This is a genomic window from Pseudomonas sp. 8209 (genome assembly GCF_028682105.1).
Taxonomy (GTDB): Bacteria; Pseudomonadota; Gammaproteobacteria; order Pseudomonadales; family Pseudomonadaceae; genus Aquipseudomonas; species Aquipseudomonas palmensis.
The window spans coordinates 64,171-88,954 of sequence record NZ_JANIAH010000015.1 but is presented as its reverse complement, the minus strand read 5'-3'; the positions used below and the strand labels follow the sequence as shown (position 1 = coordinate 88,954).

17 protein-coding genes are annotated in these 24,784 nt (G+C 65.9%); 1 reads left to right on the top strand and 16 read right to left on the bottom strand.

Going from position 1 to position 24,784, the window contains the following annotated elements; translation table 11 throughout:
• Positions 1 to 110 precede the first annotated feature (110 nt).
• From NP552_RS25635 to tssA, 16 genes are all read right to left on the bottom strand, one after another.
• Positions 111 to 1,160, bottom strand: a complete 1,050-nt coding sequence (locus NP552_RS25635; protein ID WP_043860548.1) for a serine/threonine-protein kinase — start codon at positions 1,158 to 1,160, stop codon at positions 111 to 113.
• A complete protein-coding gene (locus NP552_RS25630) occupies positions 1,157 to 1,885 on the bottom strand; it encodes a PP2C family protein-serine/threonine phosphatase (protein WP_058540723.1) in 729 nt (242 codons plus the stop codon). Before NP552_RS25630 ends, NP552_RS25635 begins: the two co-directional genes overlap by 4 nt.
• Positions 1,886 to 5,443, bottom strand: coding sequence for a type VI secretion system membrane subunit TssM (tssM, locus tag NP552_RS25625; RefSeq protein ID WP_274097305.1), 3,558 nt, complete (start codon positions 5,441 to 5,443; stop codon positions 1,886 to 1,888).
• A 14-nt stretch (positions 5,444 to 5,457) separates the two neighbouring features.
• Positions 5,458 to 6,327, bottom strand: a complete 870-nt coding sequence (gene icmH, locus NP552_RS25620) for a type IVB secretion system protein IcmH/DotU (RefSeq protein WP_058540725.1) — start codon at positions 6,325 to 6,327, stop codon at positions 5,458 to 5,460.
• Positions 6,328 to 6,331: 4 nt separating this feature from the next.
• The gene (gene tssK, locus NP552_RS25615) at positions 6,332 to 7,663 is read right to left on the bottom strand and encodes a type VI secretion system baseplate subunit TssK (RefSeq protein ID WP_054916577.1); all 1,332 of its coding nucleotides are present in this window, start codon (positions 7,661 to 7,663) and stop codon (positions 6,332 to 6,334) included.
• Between the two features lie 2 nt (positions 7,664 to 7,665).
• Positions 7,666 to 8,160 (bottom strand): type VI secretion system lipoprotein TssJ, encoded by a 495-nt coding sequence (gene tssJ / locus NP552_RS25610; RefSeq protein WP_043860551.1) that lies wholly within the window; start codon positions 8,158 to 8,160, stop codon positions 7,666 to 7,668.
• A 5-nt stretch (positions 8,161 to 8,165) separates the two neighbouring features.
• Positions 8,166 to 9,329: a type VI secretion system-associated FHA domain protein TagH gene (tagH, locus tag NP552_RS25605; protein ID WP_078481829.1), complete on the bottom strand. Its 1,164-nt coding sequence runs from the start codon at positions 9,327 to 9,329 to the stop codon at positions 8,166 to 8,168.
• 17 nt (positions 9,330 to 9,346) lie between these two features.
• Complete coding sequence (locus NP552_RS25600) at positions 9,347 to 9,487, bottom strand: hypothetical protein (RefSeq protein ID WP_058540727.1); 141 nt, start codon at positions 9,485 to 9,487, stop codon at positions 9,347 to 9,349.
• 96 nt (positions 9,488 to 9,583) lie between these two features.
• Positions 9,584 to 11,101: a sigma 54-interacting transcriptional regulator gene (locus NP552_RS25595; RefSeq protein ID WP_088513882.1), complete on the bottom strand. Its 1,518-nt coding sequence runs from the start codon at positions 11,099 to 11,101 to the stop codon at positions 9,584 to 9,586.
• Positions 11,102 to 11,111: 10 nt separating this feature from the next.
• The gene (gene tssH / locus NP552_RS25590; protein ID WP_274097304.1) at positions 11,112 to 13,700 is read right to left on the bottom strand and encodes a type VI secretion system ATPase TssH; all 2,589 of its coding nucleotides are present in this window, start codon (positions 13,698 to 13,700) and stop codon (positions 11,112 to 11,114) included.
• A 6-nt stretch (positions 13,701 to 13,706) separates the two neighbouring features.
• Complete coding sequence (tssG, locus tag NP552_RS25585; RefSeq protein ID WP_043860556.1) at positions 13,707 to 14,714, bottom strand: type VI secretion system baseplate subunit TssG; 1,008 nt, start codon at positions 14,712 to 14,714, stop codon at positions 13,707 to 13,709.
• Complete coding sequence (gene tssF, locus NP552_RS25580) at positions 14,678 to 16,465, bottom strand: type VI secretion system baseplate subunit TssF (RefSeq protein ID WP_274097303.1); 1,788 nt, start codon at positions 16,463 to 16,465, stop codon at positions 14,678 to 14,680. The genes tssG and tssF overlap by 37 nt, the downstream gene beginning before the upstream one ends.
• Before the next feature lie 65 nt (positions 16,466 to 16,530).
• Positions 16,531 to 16,938: a type VI secretion system baseplate subunit TssE gene (gene tssE, locus NP552_RS25575; protein ID WP_043860558.1), complete on the bottom strand. Its 408-nt coding sequence runs from the start codon at positions 16,936 to 16,938 to the stop codon at positions 16,531 to 16,533.
• A gap of 14 nt (positions 16,939 to 16,952) precedes the next feature.
• Entirely contained in the window at positions 16,953 to 18,428 is a 1,476-nt protein-coding gene (tssC, locus tag NP552_RS25570; RefSeq protein WP_058540731.1) for a type VI secretion system contractile sheath large subunit, read from the bottom strand.
• Positions 18,429 to 18,453: 25 nt separating this feature from the next.
• Positions 18,454 to 18,963, bottom strand: a complete 510-nt coding sequence (gene tssB, locus NP552_RS25565; protein WP_043860560.1) for a type VI secretion system contractile sheath small subunit — start codon at positions 18,961 to 18,963, stop codon at positions 18,454 to 18,456.
• A gap of 32 nt (positions 18,964 to 18,995) precedes the next feature.
• On the bottom strand, positions 18,996 to 20,558 hold the full coding sequence (tssA, locus tag NP552_RS25560) for a type VI secretion system protein TssA (RefSeq protein WP_043860561.1): 1,563 nt from the start codon (positions 20,556 to 20,558) through the stop codon (positions 18,996 to 18,998).
• A gap of 364 nt (positions 20,559 to 20,922) precedes the next feature.
• Between tssA and NP552_RS25555 the strand changes: the two genes are divergently transcribed.
• Entirely contained in the window at positions 20,923 to 24,765 is a 3,843-nt protein-coding gene (locus NP552_RS25555; protein ID WP_274097302.1) for a sensor domain-containing protein, read from the top strand.
• Positions 24,766 to 24,784 lie beyond the last annotated feature (19 nt).

The following is a 24,784-nucleotide window of genomic DNA, read 5'->3' as shown; positions in this document are numbered from 1 at the left end:
ACTCGTCTGTAGGCCTTTATCCCAAAGGCCTAGGGAAATGTATGCACAGGGTTATCCACATTTGAGTGCGCAAGAAGTTGCGCAGTTGGTAAAAACGGCAGGGTAGGTTTTCAGCGCTTGAAAAGCGAAAAAACACGCCCCCAACAGCCCCCTTTCGACGCCAGCGCCTCCTGCAGTTGCCGCGCACTGATCGTGCGCTGGGCAGGGTCGAACGCCAGCGCAATTTTCAGCGCAGGCCAGCAGTGCGCGGGCAGGTTCGACGGGCGCGTCAGCGTGCGATCGAGCTGCTCGGCGCGGGCCTGAGTTGAAGGCAGGCGCCGATAGGGATGCTTGCCGCTGGCCAGCTCGTAGATCAGGCAGGCCACCGCATACATATCCGCCGCCGCACCCAGCGTGCCGTGCTCCAGCAGTTCCGGTGCAGCGTAGCCGGGCGTCCAGGCGTTGAAGCGCTCGCGGCTGAGGTGGGCCAGCCCCGAAAGCACACCGGCGTCGGCCTGGCCAAGACCAAAATCGAACAGGCGCACGCCGTCTTCGCCGAGCATCACGTTGCTCGGCTTGAGGTCACCGTGAAACACGCCCCGGGCATGGCAGCAGGCCAGGGCTTCCAGCAGAGGCAACACGATCGCGTTCAACGCCTGCCCGTGCAGGCCCAGCGGTTGCTCGCACAGCAGTTTGTCCAGTGCAGGCCCACGCAGCAGCTCCAGGGTGATGAAGGCGCGCTGGCTCGGCGGGTCGATCTCGAAGCTGTACAGGTTGACCACCTGCGGGTGCGCCACGTGCCGGGTCAGGGCAAACTCGCTGAACAGCAGCGCGTTGGCATCCGGCGAGGCGGCCAGCGCCTCGCTCATGAGCTTGATCGCCACGCAGGGCTGCGGGTCACCGAACTGCTCGCGCAGCAGATCGCGGGCGCGATAGACCATGCCCATGCCGCCGGCACCGAGCAGGCGTTCGAGCCTATAGCGCCCGGCCAGCACCTGCGGCAGCGGCACCAGCGGCGGTGTCGGCGCCGGCTTTTTCTTGCCTGTGCGGCGCCCCTTGCGCTTGGCCGCAGCGGGCGCCGGGGCGGCCAACTGGCCGTTGACGAAGGCGAAATAGGTGAGGTTGGCGTCGCGGGATTCGGTGGCCAGCAAGGCACCGAGGTCGGGCTGGTGTCTGCTCATTGGCGAATCACCACTGCGGTCAGGTTGTCCCCCGCCGCGCCGCGCAATGCCCCTTCGAACAGACGCTCCAGCGCGACCTGCGCCGACGCCAGGCTCAACGCCTTGCCCAGTGCATCGCTGCTCAGTTCCTGATACAGGCCGTCGCTGCACAGCAGGAACGCATCGCCCGGGTATACCTGCAGCTCCAGCACCTCCAGGGTCAGCTGCTCGCTGGCGCCAAGGGCGCGGGTCAGGGCGCGAGCGCCCGGTTGCGCCCGCGCCTGCTCCGCGCTCATCTGGCGCTGGTCGATCAACTGCTGCTGCAACGAATGGTCGCGTGACAGCTGGTAAAGACGCTGCTGGCGCCACAGGTAGCAGCGGCTGTCACCGGCCCAGATGCACGCGGCACGCTCGCCCTCGAGCAGCAGCGCCACCACCGTGCTGCCCATGATGCTGTCGTGATGTGCATCCGTGACGGTCAGTTCCTGGCCAAGGCGCCGGTTGATCCAATGCAGGCACCCGCGCACCCCTTCCAGGCGCTCGTCAAAACTGCCATGGGCCGGCAACTCGGCCAGGCTGGCGACGATCAGCTGGCTGGCCAGGTCGCCACTGCGGTAGCCGCCCATGCCATCGGCCACCGCCCACAGCCCCTGCGCCGGGCACTCCAGAAACGCGTCCTCGTTGCGCATGCGCACCTTGCCAGCATCCGTGCGCGCCGCGCTGCGCCAGCGTGCTCCAACCTGCATCTAGAGCGACCCCGGCAGACGAAAGCCGCGTAACACGCCAACGTCGAAAGGGTTGGGCGCACGCTGGCTGCTGAGCAGGTAGTTGGCCCGCAGCCCGCCCACTTCGGCCTTGAGCACCAGCACGTCGCGGCCCTTGAGGTACTCGGTCTGCATCAGGTCGAACAGGCGGAACAGCGACCACGGCCCGGTGTTCTTCTCGATGCCGATCGGGCGCTCGACCATGCGTTCGAGCACCAGGCTTGCGCGACCGTCCTGGGCATCGGTCGGCCAGTTGAAGGTCATGGGCACCACCGGGCCGTGGCGATAGTCCAGCTGCCGATCGCCAAAGCGGAACTCGGCGCGGCTCACCGCCGAGTCCAGGGTGTAGGGCTCGAGCCTGAACTGCACCTGCGGCTGCGCCGGGTTCTCGGCGAAGAAGCTCTGGCGAATCGTCTGGGTCCTGGCCATCTGGTCCAGGTAGACCCGCGAGATCGGCAGGCTCTGGCCGTCGATGCTGCGCAGGCGGTAGCTGCCCGGGTCGCCGCTGATGAACGGGCGCAGGTAGGTGTCGAAGAAGCGCTCGGCGATGCCCTGAGCCTTGAAGAACTCACGAAAGTCGTTGATCGCCACGTCACTGGTGCTGTGGGCATCGAACGGGTAGCGCTGCTGGATCGACTCACCGTAGAAGCCGTACAGCTCGCTCTGGTAGCGCTCGTTGACGTACTGGTAGGCATCGTTGAGTACCAGCCGCCAGCTGTCTTCGGCCAGCAGGTTGAACCAGCCATTGAGCGGTCGCGGCAGACGCCCGGAGGCGTTGCGCAGGGCGCTGAGCGCATCGCGCTGGCCCCCCATGCGGGTCTTGGCAAGCTCGAAGGCCATCTGCTCCGGCTGGCTGGCGCGCGCGAGGCCGGCCATCTGCAGTTGCAGGTCGTTGAGCGCCTGCAGCGCCGGGGTGAGGTCGGCGGAGGGGCCATTGTTTTCGTCCAGCAGCCGATGCAGGGCTTCGAAACGCCGCTGCAGGGACTTCTTCGCGGTGTCGGGCAGCGGCTTGGCCGTCACGGCGGGCTTGCTCGCCAGGGCGCCCTGGACCTTGCCGGCCACGGCGACCGCCGTGTTGGCCTTCTTGCCCAGCTTGACCCCCTTGGCCGGGTCGCTGGCCGGTGCCTCGGCGGGCTCATCGGTGCTGCCCGGCACGGGCTCGAAACGGGTGTTGTCGCGCACCTGCACCAGCAGTTGAAGTACCGGCGAGTTGGCCGAGGTGAGCCCGGCGAGCTGATCGGCGCCCTCGCCGGCATCGCCGAACGGTTGCAGGCCGACCTGGCCGACAGCCTCGCTCCAGTGGTTGGCGTAGTCGCGAAAGTACAGCTGTTCCAATCCTACCAGCAGGCGGCGCATGTCCATGTCGCTGATGCCGCTGCCCTCACCCAGGACCCAGTTGTCACGCAGCAGCTCGCTGACCAGGGTCGAGCCCTGTACCGAGAAATACTGCTCGTAGCCCTGCTGGGTGTAAAACCCCGGAATCACGTAGTCGGTGCCGAAAAACAGCCCGCCCTGGGGGCCCAGGTGCTGGCTGAGACGGTAGTCGGGCAGGCTGCTGGCCTGCTCGCGCAGTACCCGGTACACCACGTTAACCAGCGATTCGCTGCGCAGCACCTTGCGTGCCTGGGCCACCAGTTGCGGGTCCAGCGGGTAGCTGAATGGCAGTTGCAGCAGGCGTTCGAAATGCCCGTTGAGCCCGTTTTGCACCGCCGTGTTGCCCGCGTAGCGGCGCGACCAGTCAGCGGCTACCCACTCCTGCAGCCAGGCGGCTTCGCGGCGGTCGGGCATGCTCAGCATCAGGTAGGCACGCAGGCTGTTGAGCAGGCGCTCACGGTCGCGCAGGTTGCCACGTATCTGCCCTTCGAGCTGTTTGGCCACCCGTGGCAGCAGTTGGGTGTGCAGGTCCTGCTCGTAGGCACTGCGAAGCAACGGATTGCTCTGCTCGCCCTGGTACAGGCCCAGGCGCTCATGCAGTGACGCATCACCCGAAGGCGGGAATACCTGGGTCGCGGCATAGCTGCTGTCCAGCGGCTTGAGCGCGGCCATGGCATCGCTTTGCGGGGTCAGCGCTGCACGCTGCCCGGCCCACACCTGACCAAGCCCGCGCAGTTGCTCGAGGCGGTCGTGGTTGGCACTGAAACCGCCCGCCCACAGCAACCCGCAGCACACCAGTACGCCCAGCGCGCCGACATACAGTGCGCGCTGCCCCCAGTCGATGCGTCGCCGCTCGCGCTGGTCGAGGCCGGCCAGGTCGGCCTCGGGGAAGATGACCCGGCTGAGCAGGTGATGGATGAACCGCGAACGCCCGCTGCGCAAGGTGGGTAGCACCGTGCTGGGCAGGCCCAGGCTGGCCCCGATGCTGGCGGTGTCCGGGTCCAGCTGCTGGACAAGGTGCGGCGCACTGGTGAGGTAGAACCCGCGAAGCTGGCTGGCGCGCTGGTAGCGATTGCCGGTGAAGGCGATGTCGACGAACAGGCACAGTTGCTCGCCGATCTGCGCCAGCTGGTGCGGGAAGTCGAGGATGCGCGCGCGCCGCTGTGTATCGCGCTCGTGGTGCATGCGCATGATCACCTGGCTGTTGAGGCGCCGCAGCAGCGCCTCGAAGGCCTGGCGCAGCACGGCCACATCGGTGCCGTTCTGCGCCTTGGTGAAGGTGCTGCCCAGTACCTGGTCGCTTTCTTCACGGCTGAGCTGGTCGAAGAAATCGTCGAAGCCCTGCAACTGGTCGGCTTTGCTCAGCACCAGGTACACCGGCACCTGGACATGCAGGGTCTGCTGGATTTCCTGCAGTCGCGCATGGACCTGGCGCGCCAGGTTTTCCAGGCCCTTCTCGTCGCCACTGCGCAGCAGCTCGACCGGCACGCTGACCAGCACGCCGTTGAGCGGCCGGCTGCGGCTGCGTCGACGCAGCAGATTGAGCAGGGTACGCCAGGCACTGGCGTCGACCTCGGCGGTTTCCTGGGTCAGGTAGCGTCCGGCGGTGTCGATCAACACCGCGTGGTCGGCGAAATACCAGTCGCAATGACGCGTACCGCGGGTGTCGCGGGTGAGTTGGCGGTCCAGTTTGTTGAGCGGAAACTCCAGGCCGGAAAAGTCCAGCAGGCTGGTCTTGCCACTGCCCTGGGGGCCGATCAGCAAGTACCAGGGCAGGTCGTTGCGCCAGCGCTCGCTGCGCCCGCCATACAGGCTCGAGCCCTTGAGCGTACGCAACGCCTCGCTGAAGCGGCTGCGCAGTTCCTTGTGGTCCTCGTCGATGCGCGCTTCACGGCGCAGGCGTTCCTGGCCGTCCTCGCTCTCTTCGACAGCCTTTTTCTGCACCCCGGCGCGCCAACTGGCGAACACCATGCCCAACCCCCAGCACAGGAACAGCGCACTGATGGTCAGCAGGCGCGAGGTGGCCGAGGCCCAGAAGCGGTGGTCGTCGACTGCCAGCAGCGGCCCCACGAACCACACCAGCAGTACCAGCGACAGCACCAGCAACAGCGTCCATACCCACGTCTTGCGCAAAAAATCGCCGACTTTCTTGAAGAAGTTTTTCATCACACGTCCCTGTTCTACTGCTGCGCCTGGACCGTTTCCGGGTCAAGCTGCTGAAAAGGTTGCAGCACGGCCTCGCGCTGCTCGCCCAACACCCAGGCGAACCCCGAATACATCACCACCAGGCAGATCAGCGCGAACAGCGTGACCATCCACCAGGGCACCACCCGCACCAGGCTGCGACGCTGGTCGTTGAGCCCTTCCCACTGCGGCGAAAGTTCGCGCGGAGCATCCCCGCGCAGTTGCCGCACCTGGCGGAACAAGGCGTCGCGAATCCCTTCGAGTTCGAGCATGCCGCGTACCATCACGCGGTACTTGCCCTCGAACCCCAGCGACAGGCACAGGTACATGAGCTCCAGCATCGGCAGGTGCTTGACCGGGTTCTTCGACAGACGATCGAGCAGCTGGAAGAACTTCTCGCCACCGAAGGTCTCGTTGTGAAAGGTGCTGAGCAGGCTCATCTGCGCCCACTCGCTCTCGTTGCCCCAGGAGGTGGTGACCACGGCCTCGTCGAGCACCGAGCACAGCACGTAGCGCGCGGTCATCACCTGGCTGGGCTCGGCGCCGTTGTGCAGCGCATGGGCCTCGAACAGCTTGATGCCATGGGTGAGGGTCTGGTTGAGGGCGTCGAGGTCTTCGCGGCTGTCGCTGTGCTTGAGCCGCACCACGTGCGAGAGCAGGTCCGAGGCGGCTGCCACCAGGGTGTTGAGGCTGATGTTGATGGCCTCGGCCGGGCCCAGGCGAGCCGAGTAGATCATCCGGTCTTCCAGTTGCTCCAGGCGCGGCGTGGCCAACCCATCGGTCAGCGGAACCTGCCTGGGCGCCTGGCCCTGGCGGTCCACCAGCACGGTCTTGTCGTCCTGACGGTGTTCGATGTCCTTGTGCATGCGGTCAGTTCCTGATGGCCCAGAATTTCAGTTCGAGCTCGGCGAACTCGCCCGAGACGTGGAAGGCAAAACCACCGGAGCGCTCCAGCAGGGCCTGGTCTTCGGCGTTGAATTCGAGCAGGAAGTAGGTCTTGTTGGAATGGAACGGAATTTGCCGCGGCGCCACCGGCAACGGCACCACCTTGATGCCAGGCAGGTGCAGGTTGACCAGTTGCCGGATACGTTCCACCGGGCCGACCTTGAGGTGCGAGGGCAGGCGCGTGCGCAGGGTCTCGCTGTCGCAGTTGGCGCTGGCGGCCAGTACGAACGAGGCCGAGGCGAGCAGCGTCTGGTCGTGCACGGCGGCCACCAGGATGCCGTACTGGCGGGTTTGCAGGTCCAGTTCGATGGCGTGCTGTTCCAGCACCATCGACAGCACCTCGCGTATGCCGTCCATCAGCCGGCGAAAGCTCGCGCCCTGGTCGCTGTGCTGATAACGGCTGTCGGTACGCGGGCGCTTGGTGTCGCTGGCAAAGGTCGCCAGGTCCCCCAGCATGGTCAGCAGGGTGCGGTACAGCTCCTCGGGGTGCAGCTGGTCCAGGCCCAGGTAGTGACGCAGCAGCAGTTCGGTACGATTGATCAGTTGCAGCATCATGAAGTCGCCCACCTCCGCGCCGCCGACCTTGCCGTTGGAACGGATGCGCTCGGCAATGGTGTCGCCACGGTGGCCAAGCATGCTGATCACCTCCTTGAGGCACGACAGCAGGTAGCTTGAAGCGTGGGTGTGGATGAAGGTCGGCACGAACTCGGGGTCCAGGCTGATCACGCCGTCCGGGGTGGTGTCGAGCACGGCGCACAGCTTGAGTTTGACGTAGGCCTGATCGCCCTGCTGCTCGCCCAGCAGCAGGCGAAAGTCCGGCCGTGCACAGCTGATGTCGCTGTTGATGTCGTCACCGGCGTTGGAGTCGCTGACCGGGGTCTCGTAGGCGATGTAGCGCGCCAGCACATCGGACTGCTCCAGTCGCCGGGTCTCGATGTGGTTGCCGGTCACCAACGGCAGTGCCAGGTACACCGGCGTGTTGCCGGTGTTGGGCGGTATGTCCAGGGCCAGCGGCTCGATGTTGCTGCTGAGTTCGAACAGGCTGCCGTCGGGCAGCACGCCGCTGGCCTGGCTGACCACCAGCTTGCCCATGCTCAGGAACTGCTGGTCGATCTCCAGGCTGAGAAAACCCCAGTTGTAGCTGCCCAGCAGCTGGGTTCGGGTTTTCATCTGGTAGTCGTAGTAGCGATCGTTGTGCTGGAAGTGCTGCGGGCGCAGCAGCATGCCTTCCTGCCAAATGACTTTGTGCACATGCATGATCAGTTTTCCGTCCGGGCCAGTGTGGCGTTGCTGTTGCGAATGCCGGCCTGGTCCAGCGTCAGGCTGGCGCTGTTGAGTGCCTGCGGGGTGATCTGGACCACGTAGCGCCACTGGGTCTGCTCCAGGTCGCGGTAGGCCGCCAGCACGCCGACGTAGCGGCTGCCAGGTTCCACGCTCAGGCGCAGCGTCACGTGCTCACCGGGGCGCAGCTCCAGCTCTTCGCTGACCACCAGGTCTGGCGCCAGGGATTCCTTGGCCCGCTCGTACAGGCTGAAGAAGTCGGCATGCTCGAAGGCCACCGGGTGCTTGAGTTCGAACAGACGCACCACGATCGGCGAGGGCCGGCCATTGAGGTCCGGGTTGAGCTGGTCACCGGCGTCGAGGGTCAGTTGCAACTTGGTCAGTTCCGAGTACGGCGACAGCGCGGAGCAACCGGCCAGCAACAGCGCCAGCGCCATCAGGCCGGTGGAGAGAAAGGTCTTGCAGCGCAGCATGGGGATCATCCTTGAGCGTCGGTGTGAAGGGTGCCGATCAGGCGAACCTGTTCGGCGTAGGCCTGGGCGAAGTCGCGCGCCAGCAGGCGCTCGCTCCATTCATCGTCCTGGCCAAGGGCCTGGTGGTAGCGCACGTAGGCGCGCCACTGGCTGCCGGCAGTCCGCAGCAGCGGTGCCCGGCCGCGCTCGAACTGCAGGCCCAGCTGGCGTGGCGAAAAGTGCTCAAGCACACCCTGCAGCGCAGCGCGACAGGCCGTCAGCATCGCCACCTGATGCGCCTGCAGGTCGCGGTAGGCCTGGGTCAGTGCCTGGCTCGCAGGGAGCTGGCCGGGCGCGGCCGGGTGCAGCAACAGGCCCAGCGCCTGGCCGGCATCGGCGCTCGACTTCAACGGGTTGTGGCTGGCGCGGTGGGAGGTGGTCAGGGCCAGGCGCAACTCGTTCTTCAGTTCGCTGCGGGTGCGCAGGCTTTGCTGCACGCCGCCGATGCTCTGCTTGAGCAGGCCGGCCGCCTTGATCGCCAGGGCTTCACGGGCACCAGGGTCGAGCCCGCCCAGATCGACCCCGAGGGCGGTACCAAAGGCTGCCCAGAACCGTTCGTTACATGCAGGTGCCGGCGGCGCCTGTGGTTCATCGTCGGGTTCGGGCTGCGCCACCAGGTTGGGTACCAGCAGGCTTTCCATGTCTATGCGCGCGTAGTCGGGGCGCTGGCGGGCCACCGGTGCAACCGTGTCGAGTGCACTCAGTGCGTCGAGGGGCGAAGGCTCGACGTCCTGCTGGTCGAGGGCATGGAACGGGTCCAGCTCAAGAAAGGCGTCGTCAGGGATGATGCTGCCCGCGGCGCTGGGCAGGCCGACCTCGACATCGGCTGCGGTGCGGGTGACCAGGCGCGCGCGCACCTCGAAACCGCCCAGCAGGTACACGCTGTCCTGCTCGATTCGCTGCGCCTGCCCCTTGCGCAGCTGCGCACCGCTGCGTCCGTCGCGGGTGCCGTTGCTGCTGATGTCGGTGAGGAAGAACACGCCCTCCTGACAGGTGACCAGCGCATGTCGCTTGGAGACATGCCGCTGCGGGTCGCTGATGACCCAGTCGCACGCCTCGTCGCGCCCGATCACGCCGCCTGCACGGGTGAAGGTCTTGCTGCGTCCCTGCGTTTCAAGAACCAGTTCCATGTTGATGCTCCTTGCACTCACTTGCCGCGGTTGGCTGCCTGCGGATCGCCCAGCGGGCGATAGGTGTCGTCGTTGAATTTGTAATTGCCGCTACAGCCGCCCAGGCCGCTGAGCACGATCAGCGCCAGCAGCAAGGCGGGCCAGTGACGAACAGACATTTGCAGATCTCCATCGGTGGGCATTGCACGGGGCGCCGCCCGCCGGGGGCAGCGCACGGTTGTAAGGGAAAATGCAGCATTGCTCGCCATGGCCGCTCAACCTTCGAACTCGCCAAGGTTGATGTTCAGCCGCCCCAGGCGGTACAGCAGGGTGCGCCGCGGCAGGCCCAGCTCGCGTGCGGCCAGGGTCTGGTTGCCGGCGTTCTTGCGCAGGCAGTCGAGCAGCCAGTGGCGCTCCACGTTTTCAAGGCGGTCGCGCAGGTTCAGCCCGCTGTCCCCCGACGGTACTTCGCTGGCCGGGGCAACATGCTCAGGCAGCAGGCACTCGCCGTCGCACAGCAACACCGCGCGCTCCACCAGGCCCTTGAGTTCACGCACGTTGCCCGGCCAGGCGAGCCCGTCGAGGTAGGCCAGTGCCGCCGGCGACCACTGCAGGGGCTTGCGCCCCAGAAACTCGCAGGCCTTGGCAGAGAAATGCCGGGCCAGCACTGGCACATCGCCGCCGCGCTGACGCAGGGCCGGCAACTCGATGGGGAACTGCGCCAGGCGGTAGTACAGGTCTTCGCGAAAGCGCCCTTCGCTGACCAGCACCGCCAGGTCGCGGTGGGTGGCGGCGATGATGCGCACATCGATGGTGTGGGTGTCGTTGGAACCCAGCGGTCGGATCTCGCCCTCCTGCAGCACGCGCAACAGCTTGGCCTGCAGCGACAGCGGCATGTCGCCGATCTCGTCGAGCAGCAGGGTGCCGCCGTGGGCGGCATCGAACAGGCCAGGGCGGTCGCGCAATGCGCCGGTGAAGGCGCCCCGGCGATACCCGAACAGTTCGCTCTCCAGCAGGTTTTCCGGCAGGGCCGCACAGTTCTGCACCACGAACGGCCGGGTACCGCGCGGGCCGTAGTCGTGAATCGCCCGGGCCACGACCTCCTTGCCGGTGCCGGTCTCGCCCAGCAGCAGGACGGTGTAGGGGCTGTGCAGCACCTTGCTGATCAGCTGGTAGGCCTGGCGCATCGCAGCGCTGTTGCCGATCAGCCCGTAGTCGGTGGCGCCGGCGCGCGTGGCGGGCAGCGGCGCCGGCGCCGCTTCGGGCTGGTGCAGGCGTTGCAGCAACTCCATTTGCACCAGCACGAACGCCCCCAGCTGTCCCAGCGACTGGGCAAAGCCGCCCAGGTCGACGCTGGTACGGCTGGCACACAGCAGCAGGCCTGCGATGGCCTGCTGCGGGTTGAGCAGCGGTACGCACAGCAGCGACTGCCAGGGGCTGTGCAGCACCGGCAGGAAACTGGTGTCGAGCAGGCTGGCGGGCAGGTCGGCAAGGCTTACCGAACGGTTCTGGCACAGCGCGAACTGCAGCAGTTGCTCGCCGTTGTAATCCACCGGCACGCTGGCGGCAGCACGCGGCTGCAAGGCCCCGCCCAGCCATTCGGCGGCAAGGCTCAGCGAAGTGTGGGTGGCATCGAGCAGGTACAGCTGACTGAGCTCGCAACCGCTGAGCTCGGCCACCGCCTGCACGAAGCGCTCCTGCAGCGCGGGTTCCCGGCCCGTACGCGACAGGCTGGCGAAGTGCGTCAACAGGGCTTCGGCATAGCGCAAGGGCTGCGGCACGTGGGTGAACATCACCCCCACCTCAGGCAAACTCGCACCTCACGCCCGTATCGCCATCGAGCGTGGCATGCACCTGCTGCAACGACTCCCCGGCCGCCATCGCTGCCAGCAGCCGGTCAGCCACCTGCGGCATCAGGTGCAGGTCGAGCAGGTGGTCGATCAGCCGCGCGCCGCTGTCGCCCTGGGTGCAACGCTCGGCCAGGTGCTCGACCAGCGCCGGGGCATAGGTGAAACCCAGTTGCCGGCGCAGCAGCCGCTGGCCAAAGCGCTGCAGCTTGATCTCGACCAGCTCGCGCAGCACCGGGCCGCTCACCGGGTAATACGGCACCACACGCATGCGCGCCAGCAAGGCCGGTTTGAAATGCCTGCTCAAGGCGGGCCGTATGGCCTGTTCCAGTTGCTCGGCAGAGGGCCGTTCGGCGCCTTGGCAAAGGCTCGCGATCTGCTCGCTGGCCAGGTTGGAGGTCATCAGGATCAGGGTGTTGCGAAAGTCGATTTCGCGCCCCTCGCCGTCGTTGGCCACGCCCTTGTCGAAGATCTGGTAGAACAGGTTCAGCACGTCCGGGTCGGCCTTCTCGACCTCATCCAGCAGCACCACGGAATAGGGCTTCTGGCGCACCGCCTCGGTGAGCATGCCGCCCTCGCCATAGCCGACGTAACCGGGCGGCGCGCCGATCAGCCGCGACACGGTGTGCTTCTCCTGGAACTCGGACATGTTGATGGTGGTGATGAAGCGCTCGCCGCCATACAGCAGGTCGGCCAGGGCCAGGGCCGTTTCGGTCTTGCCCACGCCACTGGGCCCCACCAGCAGGAACACCCCGACCGGCGCATCGGGCTTTGCCAGGCCGGCTGCGTTGGCCCGCATCGACCGGTCCAGTGCCTGCACGGCCTGCTCCTGACCACGGATGCGCGCACGCAGGTCTTCGGCAAAGCGCATGATCCTGGCGTTGTGCTCGCGGGCCAGTTGCTCCAGCGGCACGCCGGTCCAGGCACTGATCACTTCGGCCACCAGGCGCGGGCACACTTCGAAGCTGACCAGGCGCTCTTCGGCCTGCGCCGCTTCCAGCAGGCTGCGGGTGGTCTCCAGGCTGGCCTGCAGTACGGCCACGTCATCCCGTGCATTGCCCTGCTCGCGGGCTTCGGCCAACTGCCGGCGCAGGTCCAGCACCTGCTCGGCCAGCGCGCGCTGCTGTTCCCAGCGCGCCTGCACGGCCTGCTGGTCGGCCTGGTCGCTGAGCAGTTGCGCCTGCAACAGGTGCAGCGCCTCTTGGTCGATGCCCACGCCGGCTTCGGCGTCGCGCTGCTGCGCCTGCACCTGCCGCTCGCCCTCGGCCAGCGAAGCACGCAGGCGTTCCAGGCGTTGCGGCGCGGCGGCCAGGCTGATGCGCACCCGGGCACAGGCGGTGTCGAGCACATCGACCGCCTTGTCCGGCAACTGTCGCCCGGCCAGGTAGCGCGCCGACATGTGCGCCGCCGCCACCACCGCATCATCGCGCAGGTAGATACCGTGACTCTTCTCATACACCTGGGCCAGGCCGCGCAGGATGGTCACCGCCTCGTCCGCTGTCGGCTCGTGCAGTTGTACCGGCTGAAAGCGCCGGGCCAGGGCCGGGTCCTTCTCGAAGTACTTCTTGTACTCGCTCCAGGTGGTGGCGGCGATGGTGCGCAGCTCGCCCCGCGCCAGTGCAGGCTTGAGCAGGTTGGCCGCATCCGAACCGCCGGCGTTGCCGCCCGCACCGATCAGGGTGTGGGCTTCATCGATAAACAGGATGACCGGTCGGGGCGCGGCCTTGACCTCGTCGATCACGCCCTTGAGGCGTCGCTCGAACTCGCCCTTGACGCTGGCGCCGGCCTGCAGCAGGCCCATGTCCAGCGCCAGCAGCTCTACCCCGCGCAGTGCCGGCGGCACTTCGGCGGCGGCAATGCGCAGCGCCAGGCCCTCGACGATGGCGGTCTTGCCCACACCGGCCTCGCCCACCACGATGGGGTTGTTCTTGCGCCGCCGGGCAAGGATGTCGATCATCTGGCGCAGCGCTTGATCGCGGCACAGTACCGGGTCGAGTCGGCCGTCGCGGGCCTGCTGCGTGAGGTTGTGGGTAAAGCGCTGCAGCATCGACTCGCCCTGGCCGCCCGCGGCACCCTGCGCTGCAACCGGCCGGGACGCCAGGGCGAAGCCCTTGAGGCGCTCGATGTTCAGGCGGGCCAGCAGCGGCTGGTAATGGCTGCCGGCATAGCGCACGGGGTTGCGCAGCAGCGCCAGGATCAGCGCAGCCTGTTCGACCTGGCTGCTGCCCATTTCGAGGTTGGCCACCAGCAGCGCATCCTGCAGCCACTGCACCAGTTCGGGGGCGAACACCGGGTTGCGCGAAGCGCTGTGTTCAAGCTGCACCTGCAGGGTGGAGCGCAGTTCGCCCGGCGCCACGTCGGCGTCGTGCAAGGCCCGTTCAAGTAGGCCTTCGGGGCGATCGAGCAATTCCAGCAGCAGGTCCTCGACCAGGATCCTGCTGCCGCCACGAGCCACGCAACGTTCGGCGCAGCGCTCCAGGTCACGACGGGTGTCGGCGTCCAGCGCCTGGATGAGTTGTTGCAGGTCTACGGTGATCATGTCCATCGGTCCTTAATGAATTTTGCTTCCCAGGGTCACCACGCCATCGGCGCGTTCGTGACCGAGCCAACTCGTCCATCCCAGACGGCAGGCGTTGTCCTGGCCGATACGCAGCTCGCGAATCTCTTCCTGGCGCAGCACCAGGCGGATGTCGTAGTCCAGCGGGTCGCGCAGGGTGAAACGCACCAGGGCACACAGCGGCTGATAGCCGAAGCCGATCGGCAGGAACTCGTGAAAGCGCTGCCAGTCGAGCTGGGTGATGTGGATGCGGAACTTGCCGTTGCGATCACGCACCCGCTCGCCCAGCACCACGTCCTCGCCCAGCAGGCTGTTGGCGCGCCCCAGGCGATTGCACTGCTCCTGCAGGATGACCACGCGACGTTCGATGCACTGCTCGATGACCAGCTGCGCATGCTTGAAGTAGTAGCGCAGCACCGCCTCGATCAATGCCGCCGAGTGGGCACGCAGGCTCAGCAGGCCCAGGTAGGGCAACAGGCGCTTCCAGTTCAGTTCGCGGGCCTCGCGAATATGCTCGCCGCCCAGCCCGATCAGGGCGAACAGCTGCGCCGAGAATGGGTCCATCGCCCCGCTCTGGAAGCGTGCGCGATAACGGTACTTGCGCCAGATGGGCAGCATCAGGCGCTGTAGCCGATGGTGGAACACGTCGAGAAACTGCCGGGTCGTGTTGCCGTCCTCGCCATCGCCCAGCGCCTGCTCCACGTAGAACGCCGGCAGCGGCGAGCTGGCACCGCACAGGCCGATCAGGTTGAAGCGCAGGCGTGCGCGCATCTGCCCGCGGTCGTCGAAGAACTCGACGCGATCGACGTCGCTGCCCGGAAAGCCCAGGCTCGGATTGGCCTGGAACTCCAGCTGGTCGTACAGTTCCTCTTCGCTCAGGTGCGGATGGAACTCGCGCAGCCGGTCGATGACCAGCAGCACGGCCTGAAACAGCGAGTACTCGCGTATTGCGTGGCTCAGCCCGCTCAAAGCAGGGGCTGCAGGCCCATACGTGGTGTCCATTGGTACACCTCTCCCTGGGTACTTCTGACCCGCAACTCGTGGTACGAGTTGAGGCTGGCATAAAGGGCAAAGAACTCGTTGAGCACCGAGGCGAACACGAACAGGTCGCCTTCGCCGATGTAGCCTTGCGGGTCGATGGTCAGTTCGGTGCGCAGCCCGCGCAGGGGCAGGCCGCGATGCAGTCGGTCGACATGCTCGTGACGGATCGACTTGAGCCCGCCGAGCAGGCGCTTGCTGACCTTCTCGGCATGTTGGTCGTAGTAGCGCGGCAAGTCGTAGGTTTCCAGGATCACCTTGAGCGCATCGATGTTGGCCAGCGACAGGTAGTTGAGCGACATGTTGCTGATCAGCTTCCACAGGAAATCCCGGTTCAGGGGCGGTGCGTAGCTGGCCGTGACCGGGGTGATGTTGCGGAAGGTGAGAAACTCCGGGGTCTGCTCGGACGGCTGGTCGATATCACCCAGCTTGAGCCGGCGCGGCAGGTTCTGATTGGTGCAGGTGAGCTCGATGGACAGCGTCTCGTGGGTGCGGGTATCGCGTATTCCGAAGCTCAGGTAGGTGTCCAGGCCGTCATGCAACAGCGAGGAGCGCTGGCGAATGCTGTAGTGCGGGCTGGTCTGCGGCACGTCGAAACTGGGGTCGTGCTCGAACGACTCGAACGGCACATAGGCCTGGTAGCCCACGCCGCCGGGCTTCCAGCCGGTCACGCTGTGCACCGAGAACACCCCGCAGTTCTCCAGGTCGTACTCGGCGGGCAGCAGCAGGTATTCGTCCTGCTTGCCATCCAGGCGAATCGGCAGGGCATCGTGCTGGAACAGGTTGGCGATAGGGGTGCAGTACAGCTTGACGTTGTCCAGCGTGGGGCGCATGCGCTGGATACCGCCCCTGCGGATGTCGAAACGTATCTCCAGCCCACGCATCTGCTTGAGGGTTTCCGTGCCCAGGGACTTGAGTGCCTCCAGGCCGTCGAGGTCGACGAACAGGAACTTGTCCTGGAAGGCGAAGTACTCCTGCAGGTAGCGGTAACCGCGAAAGGTGTTCAGCGGGTAGGGAATCAGCGCTTCTTCCTCGGCGAAGCCGACCGGCTGGATACGGTTGCCAGCCAGGCGCACTGTCACGTTCTCGCCACTGGCGCGCACCAGCGGCTTGCCATCGCCCCCCAGCGGCACCAGCTCGATGCCTTCCACGTTGCGCAGCAGGCACAGGTAGAGCATCTGGCTGACGTAGCGCTCGCCTGCCAGGTGCAGGCGCAGGCGGCTCAGTTCCAGCTCGCCGACATGCCCGTCGCAGCTCATCTCCAGGCGCAGGCTGAGCAGCGCCCCATCACCCTTTACCGAGTAATTGAGCGCGGTGAGGTCCAGGGCCATGACATCGGTGGGGTAGCAGGTACGAAAACGGCAGCGCACCTCATCGATCGGCTGGCTCTCGACCGGTGTATCGCGCGCCACCCGCAAGGGCGGGCCGGACTGGCCCAGCGGGTCGAACTGCAGGATGCTGAACGCCGGCAGCGGGCGCATGTAGTTGGGCCACAGCAACTGCATCAGCGAATGGCTCAGCTCGGGCAGTTCGTCATCGAGCTTCTGGCGCAGGCGCCCGGTGAGGAAGGCAAAGCCCTCGAGCAGCCGCTCCACGTCCGGGTCGCGCCCGGCCTGCCCCAGAAACGGCGCCAGGGCCGGGCTGCGCTCGGCAAAGCGTCGCCCCAGCTGGCGCAACGCGGTGAGCTCGCTCTGGTAGTAATGATTGAAGGACATGCTCGGTTACCTGTTTTGCATGCTCAGGAACGTCCTGTTCGCGAGACGACAGCGCGGTGCGCGTCTCAGTTGACCTGCACCTGCCCGCCGCCCTCCAGGCGCGCGGAAAAGCTGACCTGACGCTTGATCCCGTCCAGCTCAAGCAGGCCTTCGATGCTGAAAGCCAGCTTGAGCTGATCGTGATCACGCGGCAGCGACACCACGCGCACATTGGTCAGGCGCGGTTCGTAGGCTTCGATGAACTGCTCGATGGCCTGACGCGCCTGGCTCAGCGCGTCATGCAGGCTCAGGCGCATGTCATTGAGGTCTGCCAGCCCGTAATCGGGCAGCGTCTGCACGCTGCCCGCACGGGTACTGAGCATCTTGCCCAGGTGCACCGCCACCGAGGCCATGGCAGCCCTCTCGCGGCTCCAGCCGCGACGCTTGTCGGCTTCGCCGCCCAGACGCTCGAAAAGGCTGCCATATCCGCTCATGTACGCGCCCCCGCTTACTCTTTATCCAGCTTGCCGACCAGCGACAGGGTGAAGTCGGCGCCCATGTACTTGAAGTGCGGGCGCACGTTGAGGCTGACCCGGTACCAACCCGGCTCCCCTTCAACATCGCTGACGATGATCTGGGCCGCGCGCAGCGGACGACGCCCACGCACCTCGGCGCTCGGGTTCTCCTGGTCGGCCACGTACTGGCGGATCCACTTGTTGAGTTCCAGCTCCAGGTCGGTGCGCTCCTTCCACGAGCCCAGCTGCTCGCGCTGCAGTACCTTGAGGTAGTGGGCCAGGCGGTTGACGATCATCATGTACGGCAGCTGGGTACCGAGCTTGTAGTTCAGCTCGGCGGCCTTGCCCTCGGCGCTGATGCCGAAGAACTTGGGTTTCTGCACCGAACTGGCGGAGAAGAAGGCGGCGTTGTCACTGCCCTTGCGCATGGTCAGGGAAATGAAGCCTTCCTCGGCCAGCTCGTACTCGCGGCGGTCCGACACCAGCACTTCGGTGGGGATCTTGGTCTCGATCTCGCCCATGCTTTCGAAGTGGTGCAGCGGCAGGTCTTCCACCGCGCCACCGCTCTGCGGGCCGATGATGTTCGGGCACCAGCGGAACTTGGCGAAGCTGTCGGTCAGCTTGGTGCCGAACGCATAGGCGGTGTTGCCCCACAGGTAGTGCTCGTGGCTGTTGGCCACGGTTTCCTTGTAGACGAACGACTTGACCGGGTTTTCCTCCGGGTCATAAGGGTTGCGCAGCAGGAAGCGCGGCACGGTGAGGCCGATGTAGCGCGCGTCCTCGGACTGGCGAAAGCTCTGCCACTTGGCAAACTGCGGGCCTTCGAAGTGGTCCTTGAGATCCTTGAGGTCCGGCAGGCCGGTGAAGCTTTCGAGGCCGAAGAACTTCGGACCGGCAGCGGCGATGAACGGCGCATGGGACATGCACGCAACGCTGGAGACGTACTGCATCAGCTTGACGTCGGGGGAGCTGGGCGACATGAAGTAGTTGGCGATGATCGCGCCCACCGGCTGGCCACCGAACTGGCCGTACTCTGCGGTATAGATGTGCTTGTAGAGACCGGCCTGCATGACTTCGGGCGAGTCCTCGAAGTCGTCCAGCAGGTCCTGCTTGGAGACGTTGAGAATTTCTATCTTGATGTTTTCGCGAAAGTTGGTGCGGTCGACCAGCAACTGCAGGCCACGCCAGGCCGACTCCAGCGACTGGAAGTCGGGGTGGTGGAGAATCGCGTCCATCTGGCGGCTGAGCTTGGCATCGATCTCGGCGATCATGCGGTCGACCATGGCCTTCTTGACCGGTTCGCCGTCGTTGTGCGGCTTGAGCAGCTCTTCGATGAAGGCCGACACGCCGCGCTTGGCAATGTCATAGGCTTCATCGTCGGGCGTCAGGCGGGTTTGCGCGATGATGTTGTCGAGAATGCTGTACTCGCCTTCGGTGCTGCTGGTTTGCTGTGCTGCGCTGGTGCTCATGGTGTTCTTCCTTGACGGGGGAGGCTCAAGCGTCGGTGGTCGGCGTGGCGCTCAGGCCCAGTTCGCCGAGTACGCGGGTGCGCGACTCATCGTCGGCGAGCACGCCTTCGATGGCCTTGCGAAAAGCCGGTGCGTTGCCCAGCGGGCCCTTGAGTGCCACCAGCGCATCGCGCAGTTCCATCAGCTTCTTGAGCTCTGGCACCTGCTCGACCAGGCTGGCCGGGTTGAAGTCCTTCATGGAGTTGACCCGCAGGCTGATGCCCAGCTCATCGCTGGCGCTTTCGTCGTCCTGCAGGCGGTTGGGCACGCTGAGGGTCAGGCTCAACTCCTGCTTGGCGAGCACTTCGTCAAACGTCATCTTGTCGATGCTGATGGGCTTGCGGTCCTCTACCTTGCGTTCGTCCGGACGCTGGGTGTAGTCACCGATCGCGAGCAGCTTCAAGGGCAGTTCGATTTCTTCCTGGGCACCGCCCGTGGCAGGTTTGAACGTGACGTTGATGCGTTCCTTGGGGGCTACCGAGCCTTCTTTGGCCATGGCTTTTCTCCTTGCGTTTGCGGCCCGGGGGCCTAGTCGAGTACCACTTCGAGGTCGAGGTGGCACAGCCTGCGATAAACCTCATCCTTGCGTTCGCGCACGGCGTGGTTCTGCGGCAGCAGCTCACAACAGCTGTGCAGCAGACGCAGTACTTCCAGTGCCAGGTCCGGCTCCCACTGATGCAGGCCGGCCTGTTGCAGTTCGTGATCGAGGGCTTCGAGCTGGGTCTTGGCCAGTTCGTACTTCTTGGCCAGAAAGCACAGCCGCGCCTGGCTGAGCTGCCAGAAAAAGCGCACGCGCCCGCCTTGAGCCGCCTGCATGCCCTGCTTGAGTATCTGCACGGCAGGCTTGAGGCCGTCCTTGCGCAGCACGGGCAGCACCGCCTCCAGGGCCAGCTCCCAGGGTGGCAGGCTGGTCGCGAGGTCGGTCTCGACCTTGCGCGGTGCGCTGGTGCTCTGCAGGTGCGGCATGACGCTGGCGTTGATCCAGCCCCGCGTCGCCGGGTCGGCAAACGGCGTGCCGTCATGAAAGCGCAGCTCCACCACCCCGGGCAGGCGCTGCAGCAGTTGCGCGAAGTGGAACTCCACCTCGCGCATGCCCTGCTCGGCGTTGAGCTCCAGCAGGCACTCCCAGACCATGCGCTGGCCGTCGAACCAGAACGGCGACTTGGCCAGGCTGGCCTCGAGCTCCATCAGCAGGTCGGCGTACTGGCCGTTGGCAAAGCGTTCCTGGTAGATCTTCAGGCGGTCGACCGGCAACCCGCGCAGCACGGTCACCTGTTCGGCATTGCGCTCGGGCACCGCGTCGATCTGCAACCACAGCAGCGTGCGGTTGAGGCGCAAGGCGCGCACGTCGGTGGCCTTCTGCTTGAGCCACCAGTTCGATAACGGTCGAGCGCCATCCTGCAGGGTGCGTAACACCTTGTGCGCGTCTTTTTCGCTGTCGACGGGGGCGCCGGGGGTGAGCAACTGGGTGGCGGCCTGCTTGACCTGGGCCACGACCGCGCCCACGGCCCCAGGTTCGGGCTGATTGTCGGCAGCACGTTGCACCATGCTCGACAAGCGTCGGCACAACGGCAGCAACAGCGGCGCCTCATCGCCCAGGTGCGTGGTCAGGGCTGCATCGAGCGCCTGCAGGCTGTCGACCAGGCGGCGGAACAGCGCCAGTTGCTCCTTGATCGCGACATTTTCACCCAGTACCTGCTCCAGGCGCGGCACCAGCCAGCCGATGGCCGCGGCCCGCGTGCGCGGCTTGGCCGGGTGCACCTGCGCCCAGTGCTGCTCGCACAGGTGCTGCAACAGCCCCACGCCGGCCAGCAGGCCCGGGAAGGATTCGCGTTGATACAACGCCCACGTCAACCAGGCGGCAACCCGCAGGTCCTTGGACTGTGTGCGCAGCAGCGTCTCGCTGTTCTCGAGCACGCGGAGCCAGTCGATCTGGCCGCTCTCGTGAACGGACTGAGCCTTGTTCAACTCGCCTTCCAGTGCTTCGTACTCACTGGAAAAACGCACGTCCTCGCCCGCAAAACAGTCTGGTGATACAGCCTGCCGGGCAACCTCGTGGTAACGAGCGTGCAACTTGCTTGAGTAGGACATCCTTGGCCTGTAGTTGGACTGCAGGCCCCGCGCCGACCGAAAAAGCCCAGGCGGCACGGGGCCTACCAAAACAGCGTCAAACACCCATCCGTGGGTTCGCTGCCTTAAGTGAGGGGGCACATCCTAGATAGGGAAATGGCACATTGCAATCAACACAGCGTGTGCAATTTGTATCAAAAAGCAGGAAACCATTCCGCTGACGAACAGGACTGGCACTTTGCCACACTTCAAGGCATGCTAGCCGCCCTTCGGGCGTGCAGCTTATAGTGCGCGCCTGGAACCGGGATGCGACAGGACTACCGCACACTGCGCCGCTTGTCGCTGCGTAGCGATCACCTGCCACAGCCTCACGCAGGAACAGCGTTTGACCAATCTGACTCAGCCTTCATCCCCGCGCAAAGCCACGAGTGCGTCCGGTTCGCCCTTGCGTGGCTCGCTCAAAGGCGCGTTGGCCATCCTGGTGCTGCTGTTGCTCGCGCTGCTGTTCTGGCAGGTGTTCGAGCAGTTCCGCCATACCCAGGCCGATCGCCGCCAGCAGAGCCTGGATGCAAGTGCCGAACTGGCCAGCCAGCTCAACCTGAGCCTGGCATTGAACGCGCAAAAAGCCCTCACCCTGCTGCAACCCTACCCCGCCGCACCGGCCGTCACCGACCTGCCGCCGCTGCTCGAACACCTGCACGCACGCCTGCCCGCCCTGCGCAGCCTGGTGTGGGTGGACGCCCAGGGCGCGTTGCTGCGCGACAGCGCGGGCATCAGTGCCGACCGCAAGGCGCTCCAGGAGCTGCTGCACCTGGGCCAGGAGCGCCCGTACTACTTCAGCAACAGCGACGACAACAGCCTGGTCTACCTGCTGCTGCAGCACCCCGACAGCGACACCCGTGGCTATTGGCTGCTGCGCCTGGCCCCGGAGTACTACCAGCAACTGAGCCAACCCCTGGAGCACGCCGCGCCACCGCTGTGGCTGCTGGAAAACAGCCGCACGGCCCAGGTCATCGATCGCCACGCGCCGCCGCTCGATGCGCGCGACGCCAGCATCGAGCCGCCGCAAAGCGTGCTGCTGGCGTACCTGGACAACAGCGACTGGCAACTGCGCGGCCTGTTCGATGCCGCCTACAGCCGCCAGCAACTGCTGCCGGCCTTGATCGGCAAGTGCGTGCTGGGCCTGGTGTGCGCGCTGATCCCGCTGCTGGCACTGATCAGCATGCGCCGCCGCCACCGCGCCCTGCAGGAAGGTCGGCGACGCTATCAGGACATCTTCGAAGGCACGGGCGTGGCCTTGTGCGTACTCGACCTGTCGGGGCTGACCGAACTGCTGGAACGCCTGCGCCTGCGCAGCACAGCCGAGCTAGCCCAGCGCCTGGCCCGGGATGTATCGCTGCGCCACAGCCTGCTGGGCGAGCTGAAGGTTACCGAAGTCAATCAGGTGGCCCTGCAACTGCTGGGCGCCGGCTGCTGCGAGAGCGCCTGGCAGCGCCTGATCGAAGGCCACTCGCCGGGCGCCGACGGGGTGGGCATGCAGTTGGTCGAGGCAGTGGTGCAGGACCTGCGCCTGCTGGAGCTGGAAGTGCGGCTCAGCGACCCCCAGGGCCAGGACCAGCACCTGTGGCTGATGGTGCGCTTCCCCCAGGCACGGCGTGACTACCAGGCCGTGATCCTGAGCATCAGCGATATCACCAGCCGCAAGCGCGTGGAGCTGTCGCTGCTGGAGCGCGAAAGCTTCTGGTCGGACGTGGTGCGCACCGTGCCCGACCAGCTGTACGTGCAGGATGTGCACAGCCTGCGCATGATCTTCAGCAACCGCCACCTGGGCCAGACCCTGGGCTATTCGCGCAGCGAGCTGGCGCAGATGGGCGAGTACTTCTGGGAAGTGCTGCTGCACCCGCAGGACGCCGAGCTGTTTCGCCAGATGCGCCAGCAGCAGCGCCAGAGCGGCTATGTGGAGCAGTTGCATTGCCAACTGCGTTTTCTTCACCACGACCAGAGCTGGCGGCGCTACGACATTCGCGAACAGGCCCTGACCCGCGACCCTGACGGTACGGTGCTGCGCATCATCGGGGTGGGCAAGGACGTCACCGACCAGATCGAGGCGAGCGAGTCGCTGCGCGACAGCGAGCAGCGCTACCGCATGCTCGCCGAGAGCATCAGCGACGTGATCTTCTCCACCGACCCGCAGTTGCAGCTCAACTACGTCAGCCCTTCGGTGCAGACGGTACTGGGCTACGACGTGCCGTGGATCTTCGCCAACGGCTGGCAGTCGACCATTGCCAACCCGGCGCAGCTGACCGGCGTGTTCACCCTGTTCGAACGGGTCAAGCGGGCCCTCGAGGAACCCGCCGCGCTGGAGCGCCTGCGCACCGAGGTGACCACCCAGCTGTTCCTGTTCGACTGTCTGCGCGCCGACGGCCGCAAGATCCCGATCGAGCTGCGCGTGGTACTGGTGTGGGACGAGCACAACCATTTCGAGGGCATCCTGGGCGTCGGCCGCGACATCAGCCAGCAACGCCGCGCCGAGAAAGACCTGCGCATGGCCGCCACGGTGTTCGAGCATTCCACCTCGGCGATCCTGATCACCGACCCGGCCGGCTACATCGTGCAGGCCAACGAAGCCTTCAGCCGGGTCAGCGGCTACGCGGTGAGCGACGTGCTCGACCAGTTGCCGAGCCTGCTCACCGTCGACGAACAGCAGGAAGCCCACCTCAACTACGTGCTCAAGCAACTGCACCAGCGCGGCACCTGGGAGGGCGAGGTCTGGCTCAAGCGCCGCAGCGGCGAGCACTACCCGGCGTGGGTCGGCATCACCGCGGTACTCGACGACGAGGGTGACCTGGCCAGCTACGTGTGCTTCTTCACCGACATCAGCGAGCGCAAGGCCAGCGAACAGCGCATTCACCGCCTGGCCTACTACGACGCCCTGACCCACCTGCCCAACCGCACGCTGTTCCAGGACCGCCTGCACACCGCGCTGCAGCAGGCCGAGCGGCAGAAGGCCTGGGTGGTGCTGATGTTCCTGGACCTGGACCGTTTCAAGCCGATCAACGACTCCCTGGGGCATGCCGCGGGCGATCGCATGCTCAAGGACATGGCCGAACGCCTGCTCGACTGCGTACACGACGACGACACCGTGGCACGCATGGGCGGCGACGAATTCACCTTGCTGCTGCAACCCAAGGCCACCCGCGAAATCGCGCTCAACCGCGCGATCCACGTGGCCGAGCAGATCCTGGGCAGCCTGGTGCGACCGTTCGTGCTGGAGAACCGCGAGTTCTTCGTCACTGCCAGCATCGGCATCGCCCTCAGCCCGCAGGACGGCAGCGAGCTGAGCCAGCTGATGAAGAACGCCGACACCGCGATGTACCACGCCAAGGAGCGCGGCAAGAACAACTTCCAGTTCTACCAGGCCGACATGAACGCCAGTGCGCTGGAGCGCCTGGAGCTGGAAAGCGACCTGCGTCATGCGCTGGAGCAGAACGAATTCATCCTCTACTACCAGCCGCAGTTCAGCGGCGACGGCAAGCGCCTGACCGGTGCCGAGGCCCTGCTGCGCTGGCGCCACCCGCGCCGCGGGCTGGTGCCGCCGGGCGACTTCATCCCGGTGATCGAGGAGCTGGGGCTGGTGGTGGACGTGGGCGACTGGGTCATCAGCGAAGCCTGTCGCCAGCTCAAGGCCTGGCACCAGGCCAAGGTGCGAGTGCCGAAGGTGTCGGTGAACATTTCGGCGCGCCAGTTCTCCGATGGCCAACTGGGCACGCGCATCGCCACCATCCTGGCCGATACCGGGCTGCCGCCGGCGTGCCTGGAGCTGGAACTGACCGAAAGCATCCTGATGCGCGAGGTCAACGAGGCGATGGTGATCCTCGACAGCCTGAAGAATCTGGGGCTGAGCATTGCGGTGGACGACTTCGGCACCGGCTACTCGTCGCTCAACTACCTCAAGCAGTTCCCCATCGACGTGCTCAAGATCGACCGCACCTTCGTCGACGGTCTGCCCGAGGGCGAGCAGGATGCGCAGATCGCCCGCGCCATCATCGCCATGGCCCACAGCCTGAACCTGGCGGTGATCGCCGAGGGTGTGGAGACCCATGAGCAACTGGAGTTTCTGCGCGAGCACGGCTGCGACGAGGTGCAGGGCTACCTGTTCGGGCGGCCGATGCCGGCCAACCAGTTCGAGGCGCAGTTCAGCAACGAAACGTTGTTCATGTTCGAATGACGCATCGCGGGTCAAGCCC